General features: G+C 47.5%; 10 protein-coding genes. 7 read left to right on the forward strand and 3 right to left on the reverse strand.

Annotated features, from left to right (window positions below; genetic code table 11):
* Positions 1 to 34 precede the first annotated feature (34 nt).
* The 7 genes from DXN05_RS04225 (at position 35) to tkt (ending at position 9,655) form a co-directional block, all read left to right on the forward strand.
* On the forward strand, positions 35 to 1,189 hold the full coding sequence (locus tag DXN05_RS04225) for an acyltransferase family protein (protein WP_116845942.1): 1,155 nt from the start codon (positions 35 to 37) through the stop codon (positions 1,187 to 1,189).
* Between the two features lie 292 nt (positions 1,190 to 1,481).
* Positions 1,482 to 3,572: an exopolysaccharide transport family protein gene (locus DXN05_RS04230; RefSeq protein WP_158559121.1), complete on the forward strand. Its 2,091-nt coding sequence runs from the start codon at positions 1,482 to 1,484 to the stop codon at positions 3,570 to 3,572.
* A 114-nt stretch (positions 3,573 to 3,686) separates the two neighbouring features.
* Positions 3,687 to 5,186, forward strand: a complete 1,500-nt coding sequence (locus DXN05_RS04235; protein WP_116845944.1) for an O-antigen ligase family protein — start codon at positions 3,687 to 3,689, stop codon at positions 5,184 to 5,186.
* Between the two features lie 10 nt (positions 5,187 to 5,196).
* The gene (locus DXN05_RS04240) at positions 5,197 to 5,934 is read left to right on the forward strand and encodes a TolC family protein (protein ID WP_116845945.1); all 738 of its coding nucleotides are present in this window, start codon (positions 5,197 to 5,199) and stop codon (positions 5,932 to 5,934) included.
* A gap of 37 nt (positions 5,935 to 5,971) precedes the next feature.
* Entirely contained in the window at positions 5,972 to 7,057 is a 1,086-nt protein-coding gene (locus DXN05_RS04245) for an acyltransferase family protein (RefSeq protein ID WP_116845946.1), read from the forward strand.
* 152 nt (positions 7,058 to 7,209) lie between these two features.
* The gene (locus DXN05_RS04250; RefSeq protein ID WP_116845947.1) at positions 7,210 to 7,542 is read left to right on the forward strand and encodes a hypothetical protein; all 333 of its coding nucleotides are present in this window, start codon (positions 7,210 to 7,212) and stop codon (positions 7,540 to 7,542) included.
* A gap of 112 nt (positions 7,543 to 7,654) precedes the next feature.
* The gene (gene tkt / locus DXN05_RS04255; protein ID WP_116845948.1) at positions 7,655 to 9,655 is read left to right on the forward strand and encodes a transketolase; all 2,001 of its coding nucleotides are present in this window, start codon (positions 7,655 to 7,657) and stop codon (positions 9,653 to 9,655) included.
* A gap of 53 nt (positions 9,656 to 9,708) precedes the next feature.
* Here the strand turns inward: tkt and DXN05_RS04260 are convergent, their stop codons facing one another.
* The 3 genes from DXN05_RS04260 to DXN05_RS04270 form a co-directional block, all read right to left on the reverse strand.
* Entirely contained in the window at positions 9,709 to 11,046 is a 1,338-nt protein-coding gene (locus DXN05_RS04260; RefSeq protein ID WP_116845949.1) for a TldD/PmbA family protein, read from the reverse strand.
* Between the two features lie 3 nt (positions 11,047 to 11,049).
* Positions 11,050 to 12,687 carry a TldD/PmbA family protein gene (locus tag DXN05_RS04265; RefSeq protein ID WP_116845950.1) on the reverse strand — a complete coding sequence of 546 codons (1,638 nt, stop codon included), beginning with the start codon at positions 12,685 to 12,687 and terminating at the stop codon, positions 11,050 to 11,052.
* 191 nt (positions 12,688 to 12,878) lie between these two features.
* Positions 12,879 to 14,210, reverse strand: coding sequence for a TldD/PmbA family protein (locus tag DXN05_RS04270; protein WP_116845951.1), 1,332 nt, complete (start codon positions 14,208 to 14,210; stop codon positions 12,879 to 12,881).
* Positions 14,211 to 14,214: the final 4 nt, after the last annotated feature.

Genomic DNA, 14,214 nt, shown 5'->3' on the forward strand with positions numbered 1-14,214 from the left:
CACCCCGGTGACAGAGATTCTTATATAGCAACACATGAACACCAACGAAAGAATACACGGTCTCGATGCATTACGTACCATTGCCATGGGCCTTGGTATTGTTTTACATGCCATCATCGCCTACAAACAGCTCCCTGAGGCCAACTGGCCGCACGATAGTTTGTCCAGCCCCTTTCTTGAATGGCTGTACCGTTATATTCACCATTTCCGCATGCCGCTGTTTTACCTGGTAGCCGGCTTTTTTACCCGCCTCGTTATTTTACGCTCGGGCACCCGCTATTTTGCAGAACAGCGCTTCAAACGAATTGTAATCCCCTTTTTATTCGGACTGGTGTTTATTGTTCCGCTATCCACCTTCCCCTTCAACTACAATCATTTCCGCTACGATATGCATCTCGATGCGGCAACCGCATTGAGCCAGGGTTTCAGGCAAATGTTTCACTGGAACGGACTGGTACATTTATGGTTTTTGTATTACCTCATTATTTTTTATACTGCTGCGCTGGCATTGCTGCGGGTATTTAAACACGGGAAAACACCCGCTCCAAAATCTTCAAAACCGGTAACATTGCTACATTTCTTCGGTGCAGTTGCTTTTCTTACCCTATTGCTGTTTGTGTTTAAAATGCAGCAGCCGGGCGTGTACACCGGTATTAAACCACGGGCCGATCTTTTTTGCTATCACGGATCTTTCTTTTTTGCCGGCTGGCTCATGAACCGGTATGCACAAACCCTGGCTATGCTTACCCGGCATGGTGTGTGGTTTTTGGCCGCAGGCACCGCAATTGCTGTGATTGGCTTCACCACAGCTGCATTTGATAACCCTGTTGCAGGTTACTCCCTCAGTGCTGCAGAAACCACCCTGCTTGTAGCAGGCTTTACAGGTGTTTTTGTACGCTTCTGCAATACAGAAAGTAAAATATGGCGCTATTGCTCAGATGCGGCATACTGGGTATACCTGGTACATATTTCCTGTGTAGCCGCTTTACAGGTAGCCTTACTCAATTCAGCTTTACCGGTGGTTTCACGCATGCCGGTGGTATTGCTTATTACCCTCACCATCAGCCTGCTGAGCTACGAATTGTTTGTACGTTACACCATTATTGGCTACTATTTGCACGGCAAAAGAAAACGGTCTGAAAATCAGTCAGCTGTGAAAAAATCAGGCGGGCTCACCACTACCCTGTAACGGCTGCAGGCCGCGCCAAATACGTTACATGCAAAAAAACGCTAAACCTTGGATTGGTATTTTACTGCTTTCACGAACAAAAATTAGCACTTCACCAAGTAAAAAAATTACGCGCGCGAAAGCTGCCTACTTTTAGTATGGTTTAATAACACTAATTCCCCTTAACACTAAATCTCGCTAAATGGACGTCCTTTATTTTTTCCGGGTTCTACTAAAAAGAAAATGGCTTATCATCGGGTCTGCCCTTTTAGCTTCAATAGTAGCGTACTTTTTTACCAGGAATGAGGTGAAGATGTACAAATCCACCACGCGTATTTCTACCGGCTTTAGCGTAATGGATGAAATTAAAATCAGCAATGATAATTTCAACGTATTTGAAGCCGAAACCAAATTCAACAATGCACTGGTAACTTTTACCTCACCATCGGTGTTATCACTGCTTAGCTATAAACTTATCCTGCACGATCTGCAAGATCCCAAACCTTTCAGAACCGTAAAAGATGCACAGAAGAATTCCCCGTTTTATAAATCGGTTGACCAGAAGCGCGCGATAGCGATGTTTGAAAAAAAGCTGCTCACCATGAGCACTTTAACCAGCTTCAACCCGGATGAAAAACAACTGCTCGAATTTTTAAAATATTACGGCTACGATTATAAATCGCTAAGCAACGATATTAGTGTGTATCGCCTGCAACGCACGGATTATATACAGATCGAATACAAATCGGAAAACCCGCTGTTATCTGCGTTTGTGGCCAATTCCCTGTACGATGAATTTCAGCGCTACTACCAGTCTATGCGCACCCAGAAATCAACTGAATCGCTCGATACCCTGCAGAGCCTGATGGAAAAAAAGAAACACGAACTCGATTCCATCAATACCAGCCTGCGCGCGTTGGGCGTGCTTGACCCTACCGTGGAAAGTACCAGCAAATTTGAGCAGATTACCCAACTGGAATCTACCCTTTCCGATCAGCGGGCCAAGCTTACGACACAGCAATACACACTGGACAAGATAAAACAGAAACTCCAGAACCAGCCTGCCGCCAAAGCCGTTGTTAATGTAAACAACGATGAAATGCTGCTGGCACGCAGGGCTATGAATGATGCCTATTCAGAATACCTGCAAAGTGATAAAGACCCGGCACTGTATGCCAAATACCAGCGTTTGCAAAATGCTTACCAAACCAAGGTTGCACAATATGGCAGTACACAGCGCAGCGATGGCACTACTGAAGGCGTTGGTAATATAGCTGACCTGCAGGAAAAGAAAGGTGACCTGGAAGTGGATATCGCTGCAGGCAAACAAAATGCAGACGCACTGCAAAACAAAATAGCTGCCCTTCGTTCAAATATTTCTGCAGACGCTTCTAAAAATGTAGAAGTTGCCGCGCTGCTGAAAGAAGCAGACCTTGCCAACAAGGAATACCTTCAGGCCAAAGAAAAACTGAATTCTGCCAACGACGTAACTGCCGCCGTTAACAACTTCAGGCAGGTGCTCAGTGCACAGCCTGCCATTGAAGCCGAGCCATCCAAAAAACTGATGATCGTGGGCCTGGCTGGCGTATGTACCCTGGTGTTGTGTATTTTAATCATCGCGGTATTAACTTATCTCGACTTCTCTATCAAAACACCGGAAATATTCAGCAAATCAGTAAACCTGAAACTGATTACCATGGTGAATCACCTGAACCTGAAACACCACAAGGTGGCCGACCTGGTAAATGCAGCGACTGTTGATTCAGACTACCAGCCTACCGATGTACGCAGGAGTAATGTGTTCAGGGAATCTATCAGGAAACTGCGTTTTGAAGTAGAAACCAGCGGCAAAAAAATATTCCTGTTTACCAGCGCCCGCAAAGGCGAAGGCAAAACAACCCTTATTCAGGCACTGGCTTACAGCCTTAGCCACAGCAAAAAGAAAGTACTGGTAATTGATACCAATTTCTGCAACAACGACCTTACGGTTCAAATGAATGCCGAGCCGGTGCTCGACAGGCTGCAAACCACCAATGAAGCAGAGATAATTGAACAGGTAAAAGGCTTAGCCTACAGTTACGCAGATTCAAACGTATTTACCATCGGCTGCGAAAGCGGCGACTATACTCCATCTGAATTTTTGCCCGATACCAGCATTCTGTACAACCTCAGGAAACTGACGGAAGTGTACGATTATATCCTGCTGGAAGGCCCTCCATTGAACGATTTCAGCGACAGCAAAGAACTGGCACGCCATGTAGACGGCGTTATCGCCATCTTTGGCGCAGACCACAGCATCAAACAGATTGATACCGATTCTATCCATTTCTTCCATTCCATGAATGGCAAGTTTTGCGGAGCGGTGTTGAACAAGGTAATGATGGATAACGTGAAACTGTCGTAAACCACACACATGGAAACGCCGCAACAACGATTAAAACACGAAAAGCTCATCATTGCATTTTTTGCACTGGTGATTGCTTTCCTGTTTGTGAAGGTCCTTTTTCTCTAGCAAAACATGGCACGCAACAGCATAGTACATATCAGAAGCGAACGTTCGCGGGTACAACCGTTTATTGACAAAGCGATTGTAGACGAAAAACTGCGCAATGTTACGGGCGTAATTATTTTCACCGGGCTCGCGGTTTTTCTGGGCTACCTGATGTCGCATGCGCTTGTGCTCGGACTTACTTTCACCGGTTTGCTGGTGGGACTGTTTGTTTCTGTTGCCTGTATTTCAAGTGCAGAGCTGGGCCTTTACATCAACATGGTATATGCCTTTTTCGGTTTTCATATATCCCGCTGGTTTTTCCACGACGAACTCCCGGTAGGTGTTTTGTCAGATATACTGGTAGTATCCATGTCGCTCAATTTCCTGATCCGCCGCAAGCGAACAAAAACACATACGCAGCAATTCAGCAAATCGCCTGTTGCCATCGTGTTCTTTTTAATAGTGGGTTATACAGCCATACAGCTGTGCAACCCGGAAGTACGGTCCATTGCCGGCTGGTGGATGGCACTGCGAAAAGTAACCAGCGTTTTGTGTATCATATACGCCTCCTTCATCATTTTTGAAAACGAAACAAAAATCATCCGTTTTTTAAAAGTGCTGTTTGTACTGGCAACTATTACGGCCATATATGGCTGCATACAGGAATGGCATGGCTTTTTCCCTTTTGAGATGGAATGGATTACAAGCGATGAACATCGTTTTGGCCTGATGTTCATTAATGGTGGCCTCCGCAAAATGGGCACCATGAGCGACCCTGCAGAATACGCCATCGTAATGGCCTCGTGTGCGGCGTTGTTCCTGGTACTCGGCATCTTCACCAAAAACATACAAAAGAAAATCATCATTTTCAGCGGCTGTATTTTCATGCTGCTGGCCATGGGTTATTCGGGCACCCGCACCGCCAATGCCATGATAGTGGCAGGTTTGCTGGTGTATGTGCTGTTAACCATTGATAAGCCGGCTACGCAACGTTTTGCAATTGTTGCCGGTTTCATTTTCACCGTACTGATGGTTGCCCCCATCAACAACCCCACGGTTGACCGCTTTCGCACCACATTCACAGCATCGCAGGATGCTTCTTACCTGGTGCGTGAGAAAAACAGGCACAATATTCAGCCCTATATTTATACGCATCCCATCGGCGGCGGTATCGGTACTACCGGCGCCAACGGTATTATCAACAATGCCGGCCATGCACTGGCCGGTTTTCAGACAGACAGCGGTTATTTGAAGAAGGCATTGGAACTGGGCTGGATAGGTTTAACCCTGTACTGCGTATTATACTTCCTGGTGTTGAAAGAAGGCACCCATGCCTATTTCGGCGTGGAGAGCAGGAAGCTGAAGTCTATTTACGCAGCCTGCGTTGCATCCCTGTTCAGTTATTATGTAGCCGAATTTTCGCAAAGCGCTATCGGGCAAATTACCGACATGTTCGTGTATTACCCAATGGTGGCCCTGGTTGCGAAAGGCAGATCCTTTTTACCCATTTCTACTCCTAATACATAACCGCTTTATCATGAAACATTTTAAAACTACCCTGCTTGCATGCATGCTGCTGGCGGCAGCAAACCGAACTACTGCCCAACATGTATATACCAACGCAAACGAGCGTGATAAAAAACCTGTTCAAACCACACCACTGTTCAACGATTCAACTACCAATATCCGCGAAAAGCTGGTGCTGCTTGCCATGCAGGGCCCGCTGATGAAAGAAACGGATCACGATAACCGTATCGCTGACCTTACCCTTAAAAAGGCGAAGAACTCCTGGTTAAACCTGCTTACTGTTTCTACCAATTATAACGATCAGTCGTTCGCGAAAAAGAATCCCAACCAGAATTACTATGTGTATCCAAAGTATTTTTTTGGTATTACCATCCCGGTAGGCATTTTCTTTTCACGTGGTGCTGAAATAAAAATTGCACGCGAACAGGCAGCTGTAAGCCGCAACAAGCAAGACGATGCCAAGTTGCAGCTGCGCTCCGAAGTGTTAACACAATACGAGCAATACCACAGCATGGGCGAGCTGATACGTGTTCAAAGCCAGGTAATTGAAGATGAACAGGCTGTATTTCTGCAAACCGAACAAAAGTTCCGGGACGGCACGGTTTCACTTGCCGACTTCAACATGGCATCTAAAGCGCTTAATAATGAAATAGCACAGCGCATCAAATTGCAGATGCAGCAAAACGTATATAAAGTAGAGCTGGAACGCTATATTGGCATGCCGCTCGAAGAAGCACTTAAAAGATAAATGCATAGTATAACTCCCAAGAAAACCACCTCCGTACATGAAACATTTTCTGGCAAAGGCATTTAACCTGGAAATCCTGCAAAAAAGCAGGCTTGCCTGGGTCGACTACCTTAAGGGCATCGCCATTATACTGGTAGTATACCGGCATGCCCTGCTGGGAATTGAACGCGGCGGCATCGTTATTAATGCATCGCTGGAAAATGCCAACATGATTTTTTACAGCTTCCGTATGCCGTTGTTTTTCGTATTGTCGGGCATTTTCATCGGCGGCAGCCTGTTAAAAAAACAACCGGGAGCGGTTATTCAAAACAAGTTTAATACCCTGCTGTATCCTTACCTGGTATGGACTTTTATCCAGATTACCCTGCAGGTGGTGTTATCGCGTTTTGTAAACGCCAGCCGCAGCTGGGTAGATTACACCTATATTTTATACCAGCCGCGCAGTCTCGATCAGTTCTGGTACCTGCCGGCACTGTTTAATACCACGCTGGTATATGTGCTGCTTAAAACAAAACTGAAAACCCCGCATTGGCTGCAGCTGCTGCTTGGCCTGGCTTTTTACTTTACCGCCCGTTACGTGGAAAGCATCAGCATGATTTCGGACTGGATGAAGTTCTATATCTTCTTCGCCATTGGCGATGCCATTGCCAGACTGTTTTTTACCGATTCCGTGCAACGTGTTTTGCAGCAGAAACGCAGCCTGCTGCTGTTTGCACCGTTTTTTGCACTGGCGCAATGGTATTATGTTTCCCATACTGTGGGCGAAGCTTTATTCCTGGTAATTGCCCTAACAGGCTGTGTTTTTATGTTTATGATCGCTTTTCAGCTACAGCGTTTGCAATGGATGCCTTTCCTGCGGGTACTCGGTTTCCACTCCATTTACATTTACGCCATGCACGTTATTGTGATAGGCCTGCTGCGGGTGGTGCTGATCCGGTTTGCCGGTATTCACCAGCCGCTGGTGCTGCTGACCCTGTGCATTACGGGCGGTGTATTTATACCGGTGATTATATATAATTGCCTGATCAACCGCGGACCGCTCTGGTTTTTGTTTTCACCCCGCAAACCCGGTGCGGTTAAAAAAGACAGCCGAGAAACCACGGCACCGGTTCTCGCATCATAGCCGTTTCCGCCTTGGGGAAAAATCACCACAAGCGCAGGCACGTTACAATCTTTTGTTTCCAGGGCAGGCCCCGGGCGGCCAAATTGCAACTTTTGGTGATGTATTTGCTATGGAATAGCAGCAATCCACTTCATTCATTCAAATCTGCACAAATGAAACAAAAAATTTTTCTGCCGTTTTTAGCCCTCTTCTTATGCTGCGCTTCATTAACCGTACAGGCTGCCCGGGTTGATACCAAAGCAATTGAAGCCAAAGTTGCCGGTATGACCCAGGAAGAAAAACAGGCAAGGTCTGAAGAGATCAAAGCAAGGATAGAAGCCATTAAATCAATGGATAAGTCGCAGTTAACCAGCGAAGAACGTTCTGCTTTGAAATACGAAGTAAAATCCATGAAGAAAGAAGCCAAAGCAATCGGCGGCGGCGGTATTTACATTTCACTTGCAGGTATCCTGATCATCATTCTTGTGCTTATCCTGATATTATAGTTCCGCACACCATTTTTTTAAACAGGGATAAACGTTTTAGACATGTTTATCCCTGTTTTTTATATGTCCCTTGGTACATCATTTGTGCGTTTTCAGCAAACATTTTCAAGAAATGGCGAATCAATCTATCGAGCAGTTAAGCATCAATACCGTTCGCGTACTGGCGGCTGATGCTGTTCAGAAAGCAAACTCAGGTCACCCCGGTCTTCCCATGGGGGCTGCACCGATGGGGCATGTGCTGTGGTCAAAAAGTATGCGTTATAATCCTGCCAACCCGCAATGGCCCAACAGGGACCGCTTTGTACTTTCTGCGGGGCATGGTTGCATGCTGCAATATATTTACCTGCACCTTACCGGTTACAACACCACCATGGACGACCTGAAACAGTTCAGGCAACTGCACAGCCGTACCGCGGGCCACCCCGAATATGGCCTGCTCGATGGTATTGAAGTAACCACCGGCCCGCTGGGACAAGGTTTTGCCAATGGCATAGGTATGGCCATTGCGCAACAATACCTGGCTTCGCGTTACAACAAACCCGGGTATGATATCTTCAACTACAAAATTTTCGCCATCTGCAGCGATGGTGATATGATGGAAGGCGTGAGCTCTGAAGCCGCTTCCATTGCAGGCCACCTTGGGCTGGGCAATATTGTTTACCTGTACGACGATAATCATATTTCTATTGAAGGCGATACCAGCATTGCGTTTGATGAAGATGTAGCCAAACGCTTTGAAGCCTATGGCTGGCATGTGCAGGTGCTTACCGATGGCACTGATATCGCAGCCATTGAAGCCGCTGTTGAAAATGCCAGGGCAGAAACCAACCGCCCTTCGCTGATTAAAATACGCACACATATCGGCTACGGCAGCCCCAACAAGGCAGATACCGCAGAAGCCCACGGCTCACCGCTTGGTGAGGAAGAAGTAAAACTGGTGAAAAAAGGCTTTGGCTTTAACCCCGATGAATACTTTGTGGTATCGCCCGAAGTAAGCGCGTTTTACAAAGCTGCCGGCGACAAAGGCGCACCGCTGGAAGCAGACTGGAATAAATTATACGAGGCATACAAAAAAGAATTTCCCGACCTGGCAAAAGAATACGAACTGTTCAGCAACAACCAGCTGCCTGTTGGCTGGCTCGAAAAGCTGCCTGTATTTGACGCAGCCAAAGGCAAGATGGCTACCCGCAAAGCATCGGGTGAAGTGCTGAATGCCATTGCAGACCAGCTGCCAACATTGATTGGCGGCTCGGCCGATCTTTCACCTTCTACCGATACCCATCTCAAAAAATACGGTTCATTCACGAAAGAAGATCATGGCGGCCGCAATTTCCACTTCGGTATACGCGAGCATGCCATGGGCGCTATTTTAAATGGCATGGTACTCACCAAAGGCATTATCCCTTACGGCGGCACCTTCCTGATGTTCTCTGAATACATGCGCCCGCCCATTCGCCTTGCAGCGATTATGAAAGTGCGGCCTATTTATGTGTTCACGCACGATAGCATTGGCCTGGGTGAAGACGGCACCACACACCAGCCGGTTGAGCAACTGATATCACTGCGTTCCATCCCTGATATCACCGTTATACGCCCGGCAGATGCCAACGAAACCGCGCAGGCATGGCGTGTTGCACTGGAACACCATACCGGCCCTGTAGCGCTTATTTTAACCAGGCAAAACCTGCCGATCATTGACCAGGGCAAATATGCCAAAGCAAGCAACCTCGAGCGCGGCGCTTATGTATTGTCTGATTGCGAAGGCACGCCACAACTGTTGCTGATTGGTACTGGCTCTGAGGTACAGTTTGTACTGGCTGCACAGCAAAAATTAAAAGAAGAAGGCATTGCATCGCGCGTGATCAGTATGCCATCCTGGGAACTGTTCGAAAAGCAGGAGGCAGCTTACAAAGAGCAGGTATTTCCCAAAACAGTTACCAAACGCCTGGCTGTTGAAGCAGGCCGCTCACTGGGCTGGCACAAATATGTTACACCTGACGGCGGCGTAATTGGCGTTGATCGCTTTGGCGAATCAGGCCCTATTGAGCCATTGCTGAAAGAATATGGCTTTACCGTGGAAAACGTAGTAGCAAGGGCAAAAGAATTGCTGTAAATAGTGGTTTGATAAAGAAAAAGGCTGTTCCGCGGGGAACAGCCTTTTGTGTTTTATACAGCATCTGATAAAGAGCTGAAGGTAAAATCCCTGATCTTCATGGGCGGTATCAGGGCCTGGGTATTTGATTCACCGCTTACCGTGCGTTCCGGTTTGCCCAATGCTTCCAGGTTATTGAGCATAATAATGGGGCTTTCATTAAAACGGAAATTCTTGATCGGGAATTTGATTTCTCCATTCTCGATGTAAAAAGTCCCGTCGCGGGTAAGGCCGGTGTACAGCAGCGTTTGCGGGTCTACCTCACGTATATACCACAGGCGGGTAACCAGGATACCCTTCTCCGTTCCTTTAATGAGCGCTTCGAGCGAAGCGCTGCCACCTTCCATAATTACACCATCGGGCGAAGGAATGGCTTTTACATTTTTCTTTTGTGCCCAGTAGCGCGAGTAATACAGGTTTTTGATAACGCCTTTATCTATCCAGCTTATTTTTTCCTGCGGCCGTCCATCGCCGTTCCAGGTGCTGGTAGGCAGTTCGGCGTTCAGCGGATCGGAGTAAATGTTCACCCGCTCATCTACCAGCTTCTCTCCCAGCCTGGTGCCGCCGCCCGGTTTGCTTAAAAAGCTGCGGCCTTCATCGGCACTGCGTGCATCCATGCCAAAGAACATGGTTTCGAGCAACACAATAGCAGCTGCGGGCTCAAGAATAACAGTGTATTTACCGGGTTCCAGCGCTTTGGCGTTGGATGATGCTGCCGCTTTTTGTGCAGCAACACGTGTGGCAGCAGCCACATCCAGCTTATTAATATCGTTATATCCTTTCGATGCATACCCCGAGCCCTTGCCGTCTGATGTGCGCAGCGTAACATTAAAGTTTACGTTGGTGCTGGTATTGTAGGCAAACAGCCCGCTTGAATTCATCATGGCAGCATAACCGGCGCTGTTTTCCATGAAACCGGCTGCGGTTAAACTTTTCTCTTTTGAAATTGCCAGGCTCTGCGCCACGGCATCGCTGCGCAGTTTGGGATCGATTGCTGCGGTAGCAGGAACAAACGTTGCCGGGTTATCAAGGTATTGCTGTGGCCCGAGGTTGGGCATAAATTCAGGATTTTCGGGCGCCAGCCTGGCCAGCTCTTCGGCACGGCGTACTACTTTTTCCAGCGAGGCATCATCAAATTCGTTGATGGTAGCCACGCCTACTTTTTTACCGAATGAAGATTGAACTACCAGGCTGCTCTGGCTTACACCACCGCTGGTAGAAACGGCATTACGCGCATAACGGATATTACCGCCATCGCTGCCGCTGAGGTTTACTTCACATTCATCGGCCTTTGAATAGCTCAGCACTTTTTTTAATAATGCCTGCGCTTCGTCTTTTGTGAGTATGGGCATATATTAGATTTTTCTTGCTGTATTAATAACGTTTACACCATTAAACCGGGTAGTAGAAGCGCCATGTGAAACGGCACTTACCTGGCCGGGCTGTCCCTTGCCATCAAAGAAAGAGCCACCCAGGCGGTAATCACTTTCATCGGCAATGGCCGCGCAGCTGTTCCAGAATTCCTGCGTGTTACTCTGGTAGGCTACATCTTTCAGCATACCTGCAATTTTGCCGTTTTTAATTTCATAATACAGCTGGCCGCTGAACTGGAAATTATAACGCTGCTGGTCGATGGAGTAAGAACTGTTGCCAATAATGTAAATGCCTTTTTCTACGTTTTTGATAATGTCGGCCGGTGACAGTTTGTTTTTGCCCGGCTGCAACGATACGTTTGGCATACGCTGAAACTGCACATCGCTCCAGCTGTCTGCATAACAACAGCCCTGCGATGCATTCAGGCCAAGAATATGGGCCTGGTCGCGAATGGTTTGGTAGTTTACCAGTATGCCTTCTTTAATCAAATCCCAGCGTTGTGTGCCTACGCCTTCATCATCGTATCCTACTGCGCCAAGTGAGCCAGGCTGCAGCTTATCGGCAACGATATTTACTTCCTTGCTGCCGAAATTGAATTTTTTCGATTCCCATTTATCCAGCGTCAAAAAACTGGTGCCTGCATAGTTGGCTTCGTAGCCCAACACGCGGTCCAGCTCAGTCGGATGCCCCACCGATTCGTGGATGGTAAGCCAGAGATTGGTGGGGTCCAGCACCAGGTCGTATTTGCCTGCCTCAACTGATTTGGCAAGCATTTTCTGTCCAACCTGCACTGCGCCGGCCTTTGCATCTTCCAGCATATCGTAACGCTTTTTGTACAGGGTGGTGACACCGCCTTTTATTTTATCGGCATCGGCAGGCAGCAGGTATTCATAGCCCATGCCCACAGGAGCGCTAAGTGCATCACGGGTTTCAAACTTGCCTGTTTTAGCATCAACCTTGGTAATGGTGAAGGTGGGCCATATGCGGTGAATATCCTGGTCAATATACGAGCCGTCTGAGGAAGCAAAATATTTTTGCTCATTAACCAGGAACAGGTAAGAGTTTACGTAGTTGCCGCCGCCTTTCAATGCAGCGTCATTTACAGAAAGCAGCAAGTCAACCTTTTCTTTTATAGGAACTTCAAATGCATTTTTTTCGATAGGCGCCTTCCAGGATACTTCGCCATATCCCTTTTGTGGTGCCAGCTGTACAGGCTCTGACAATAAGCGGGCATTTTCCCGGGCAATGGCTACAGCCAGCTGCGCAGCTTTGGCAATGCTGTCAGTATCCATTTTGTCGGTAGCGGCAAAACCCCAGCTGCCGTTGGCAATTACGCGTATGCCTATGCCGTACGATTCGGTGTTGACAATATTCTGCACCTTGTCTTCACGGGTAATAACATACTGGTTCAAATAACGGCCAATGCGAACATCGGTGTAGGTAGCCCCTTTTGAACGGGCTTCGTTCAGGGCTACATCTGCCAGTTTCTTTTTTTGTGCAACATCAACCGTGTACCAGGGGGCATCGAGTGGTACGTTATTGCCCAGAACAGGAATGCGGGGCAGCATGGTAGCGCCCAAACCCATCCCTGCCATTTGCAAAAAGTCTCTTCTTCTCACAAGCGCTAGTTTTGGAGGTGATAAAATTGGAAAGTCAGTTTTCCAATTTAAACTATTCAAAGTATCCTTCCATCAAAAGCGCTGCTTTTTTGATGAGCGGCGGAAGATTGCTGTAACCATTCTGCTGCATGCCTGAAAAAACAGTGCCCCATCTTTCGGATGAGGCACGTATTCAATATTGGGCTGATGCATTATACCGCATCTGACAGGGAAGTAAAAGTAAAGTCCCTGATCTTCATGGGCGGTATCAGGTAACTTCTGTACGATTCAACGCTGATGGTGCGCTCGGGCCTGCCCAGTGCTTCCACATTGTTGAGCATAATTACCGGGCTTTCGTTGAAGCGGAAATTCTTAATGGGATATTTGATCTGGCCGTTTTCGATATAAAAAGTTCCGTCGCGCGTAAGGCCGGTGAGCAATAGCGATTGCGGGTCAACCATGCGGATATACCAGAGGCGCGATACCAGTATTCCTTTCTCTGTAGTCTTAATCAAATCTTCCAGTGAAGCATCACCGCCTTCCATAATAATATTGGAAGGAAAAGGTACGGGCTTTACACCCTTCTGCTGTGCCCAGTATTGGGAGTAGCTCAGGTTTTTTACTACGCCTTTTTCAATCCAGTTAATTTTATCGAGCGGAAAGCCTTCCCTGTTCCAGGTATTGCCGGGCAATTCCGTGTTAAACGGGTCTGAATAGATAGTCACCTTTTCATCCATCAGCTGTTCGCCCAAACGGTTGCCACCACCGGGTTTGCTCATAAAACTGCGGCCTTCATCTGCATTGCGGGCATCAAAACCGCGAAACATGTTCTCCATCATGTAAGCAGCAGCTACCGGTTCCAGTATCACCGTGTATTTACCCGGCTCAATGGCTTTGGCATTCGCTGAGCCATTCGCTTTTGCAGTGGCAATTTTAGTAGCCGTGTAGGTATCGAGTTTGCTGATATCATTAAAACCACGCGCCGCATAACCAGAGCCTGTGCCTTCCTGGTTACGGGTAGTAATGGTGAAAATAACATCGGTATCGGTGTTGTAGGCAAACAGGCCTTTTGAATTCATCACCGCAGTAAAGCTGGTGGTATTTTCAATAAACCCGGCTGCCTCCAGTTTGGCCTCTTTGGCAACCTGTATGCTTTTGGCCACTGCTTCTGCCCTTGTATCGGGCGTTGCTGCTGCGGTTGCAGGCACATAGGTAATGGCTTCTTTAAAATCGGCCGGACCAAGCAGGGGCATATGTTCCGGGTTATCAGGCGCCAGCTGAGCCAGCTCTTCTGCCCGCTGAACTACTTTCTTCAGGGATGCATCATCAAATTCGTTGATGGTGGCAGTGCCTGTTTTTTTACCAAATGTTGCATTTACAGAAACACTCAATGTACTGATATCACCTGCGGTAGATACAGCATTGCGTGCATAGCGGATGTTGCCGCCTTCTGAACCGCTGAGTGTTATTTCACACGCTTCGGCTTTAGAATAACCCAGCACTTTTTTCAGCAGTACCTGGGCTTCAGCTTTTGATAGTATCATAATG

This window comes from Deminuibacter soli, assembly GCF_003412455.1.
Classification (GTDB): Bacteria; Bacteroidota; Bacteroidia; order Chitinophagales; family Chitinophagaceae; genus Deminuibacter; species Deminuibacter soli.

Excerpts from the sequence above, each read along its gene's own strand:
- DXN05_RS04225 (WP_116845942.1), top strand. The coding sequence starts at position 35 with ATGAACACCAACGAAAGAATACACGGTCTCGATGCATTACGTACCATT.
- DXN05_RS04230 (WP_158559121.1), top strand. The coding sequence starts at position 1,482 with ATGTACAAATCCACCACGCGTATTTCTACCGGCTTTAGCGTAATGGAT.
- DXN05_RS04235 (WP_116845944.1), top strand. The coding sequence starts at position 3,687 with ATGGCACGCAACAGCATAGTACATATCAGAAGCGAACGTTCGCGGGTA.
- DXN05_RS04240 (WP_116845945.1), top strand. The coding sequence starts at position 5,197 with ATGAAACATTTTAAAACTACCCTGCTTGCATGCATGCTGCTGGCGGCA.
- DXN05_RS04245 (WP_116845946.1), top strand. The coding sequence starts at position 5,972 with ATGAAACATTTTCTGGCAAAGGCATTTAACCTGGAAATCCTGCAAAAA.
- DXN05_RS04250 (WP_116845947.1), top strand. The coding sequence starts at position 7,210 with ATGAAACAAAAAATTTTTCTGCCGTTTTTAGCCCTCTTCTTATGCTGC.
- tkt (WP_116845948.1), top strand. The coding sequence starts at position 7,655 with ATGGCGAATCAATCTATCGAGCAGTTAAGCATCAATACCGTTCGCGTA.
- DXN05_RS04260 (WP_116845949.1), bottom strand. The coding sequence starts at position 11,046 with ATGCCCATACTCACAAAAGACGAAGCGCAGGCATTATTAAAAAAAGTG.
- DXN05_RS04270 (WP_116845951.1), bottom strand. The coding sequence starts at position 14,210 with ATGATACTATCAAAAGCTGAAGCCCAGGTACTGCTGAAAAAAGTGCTG.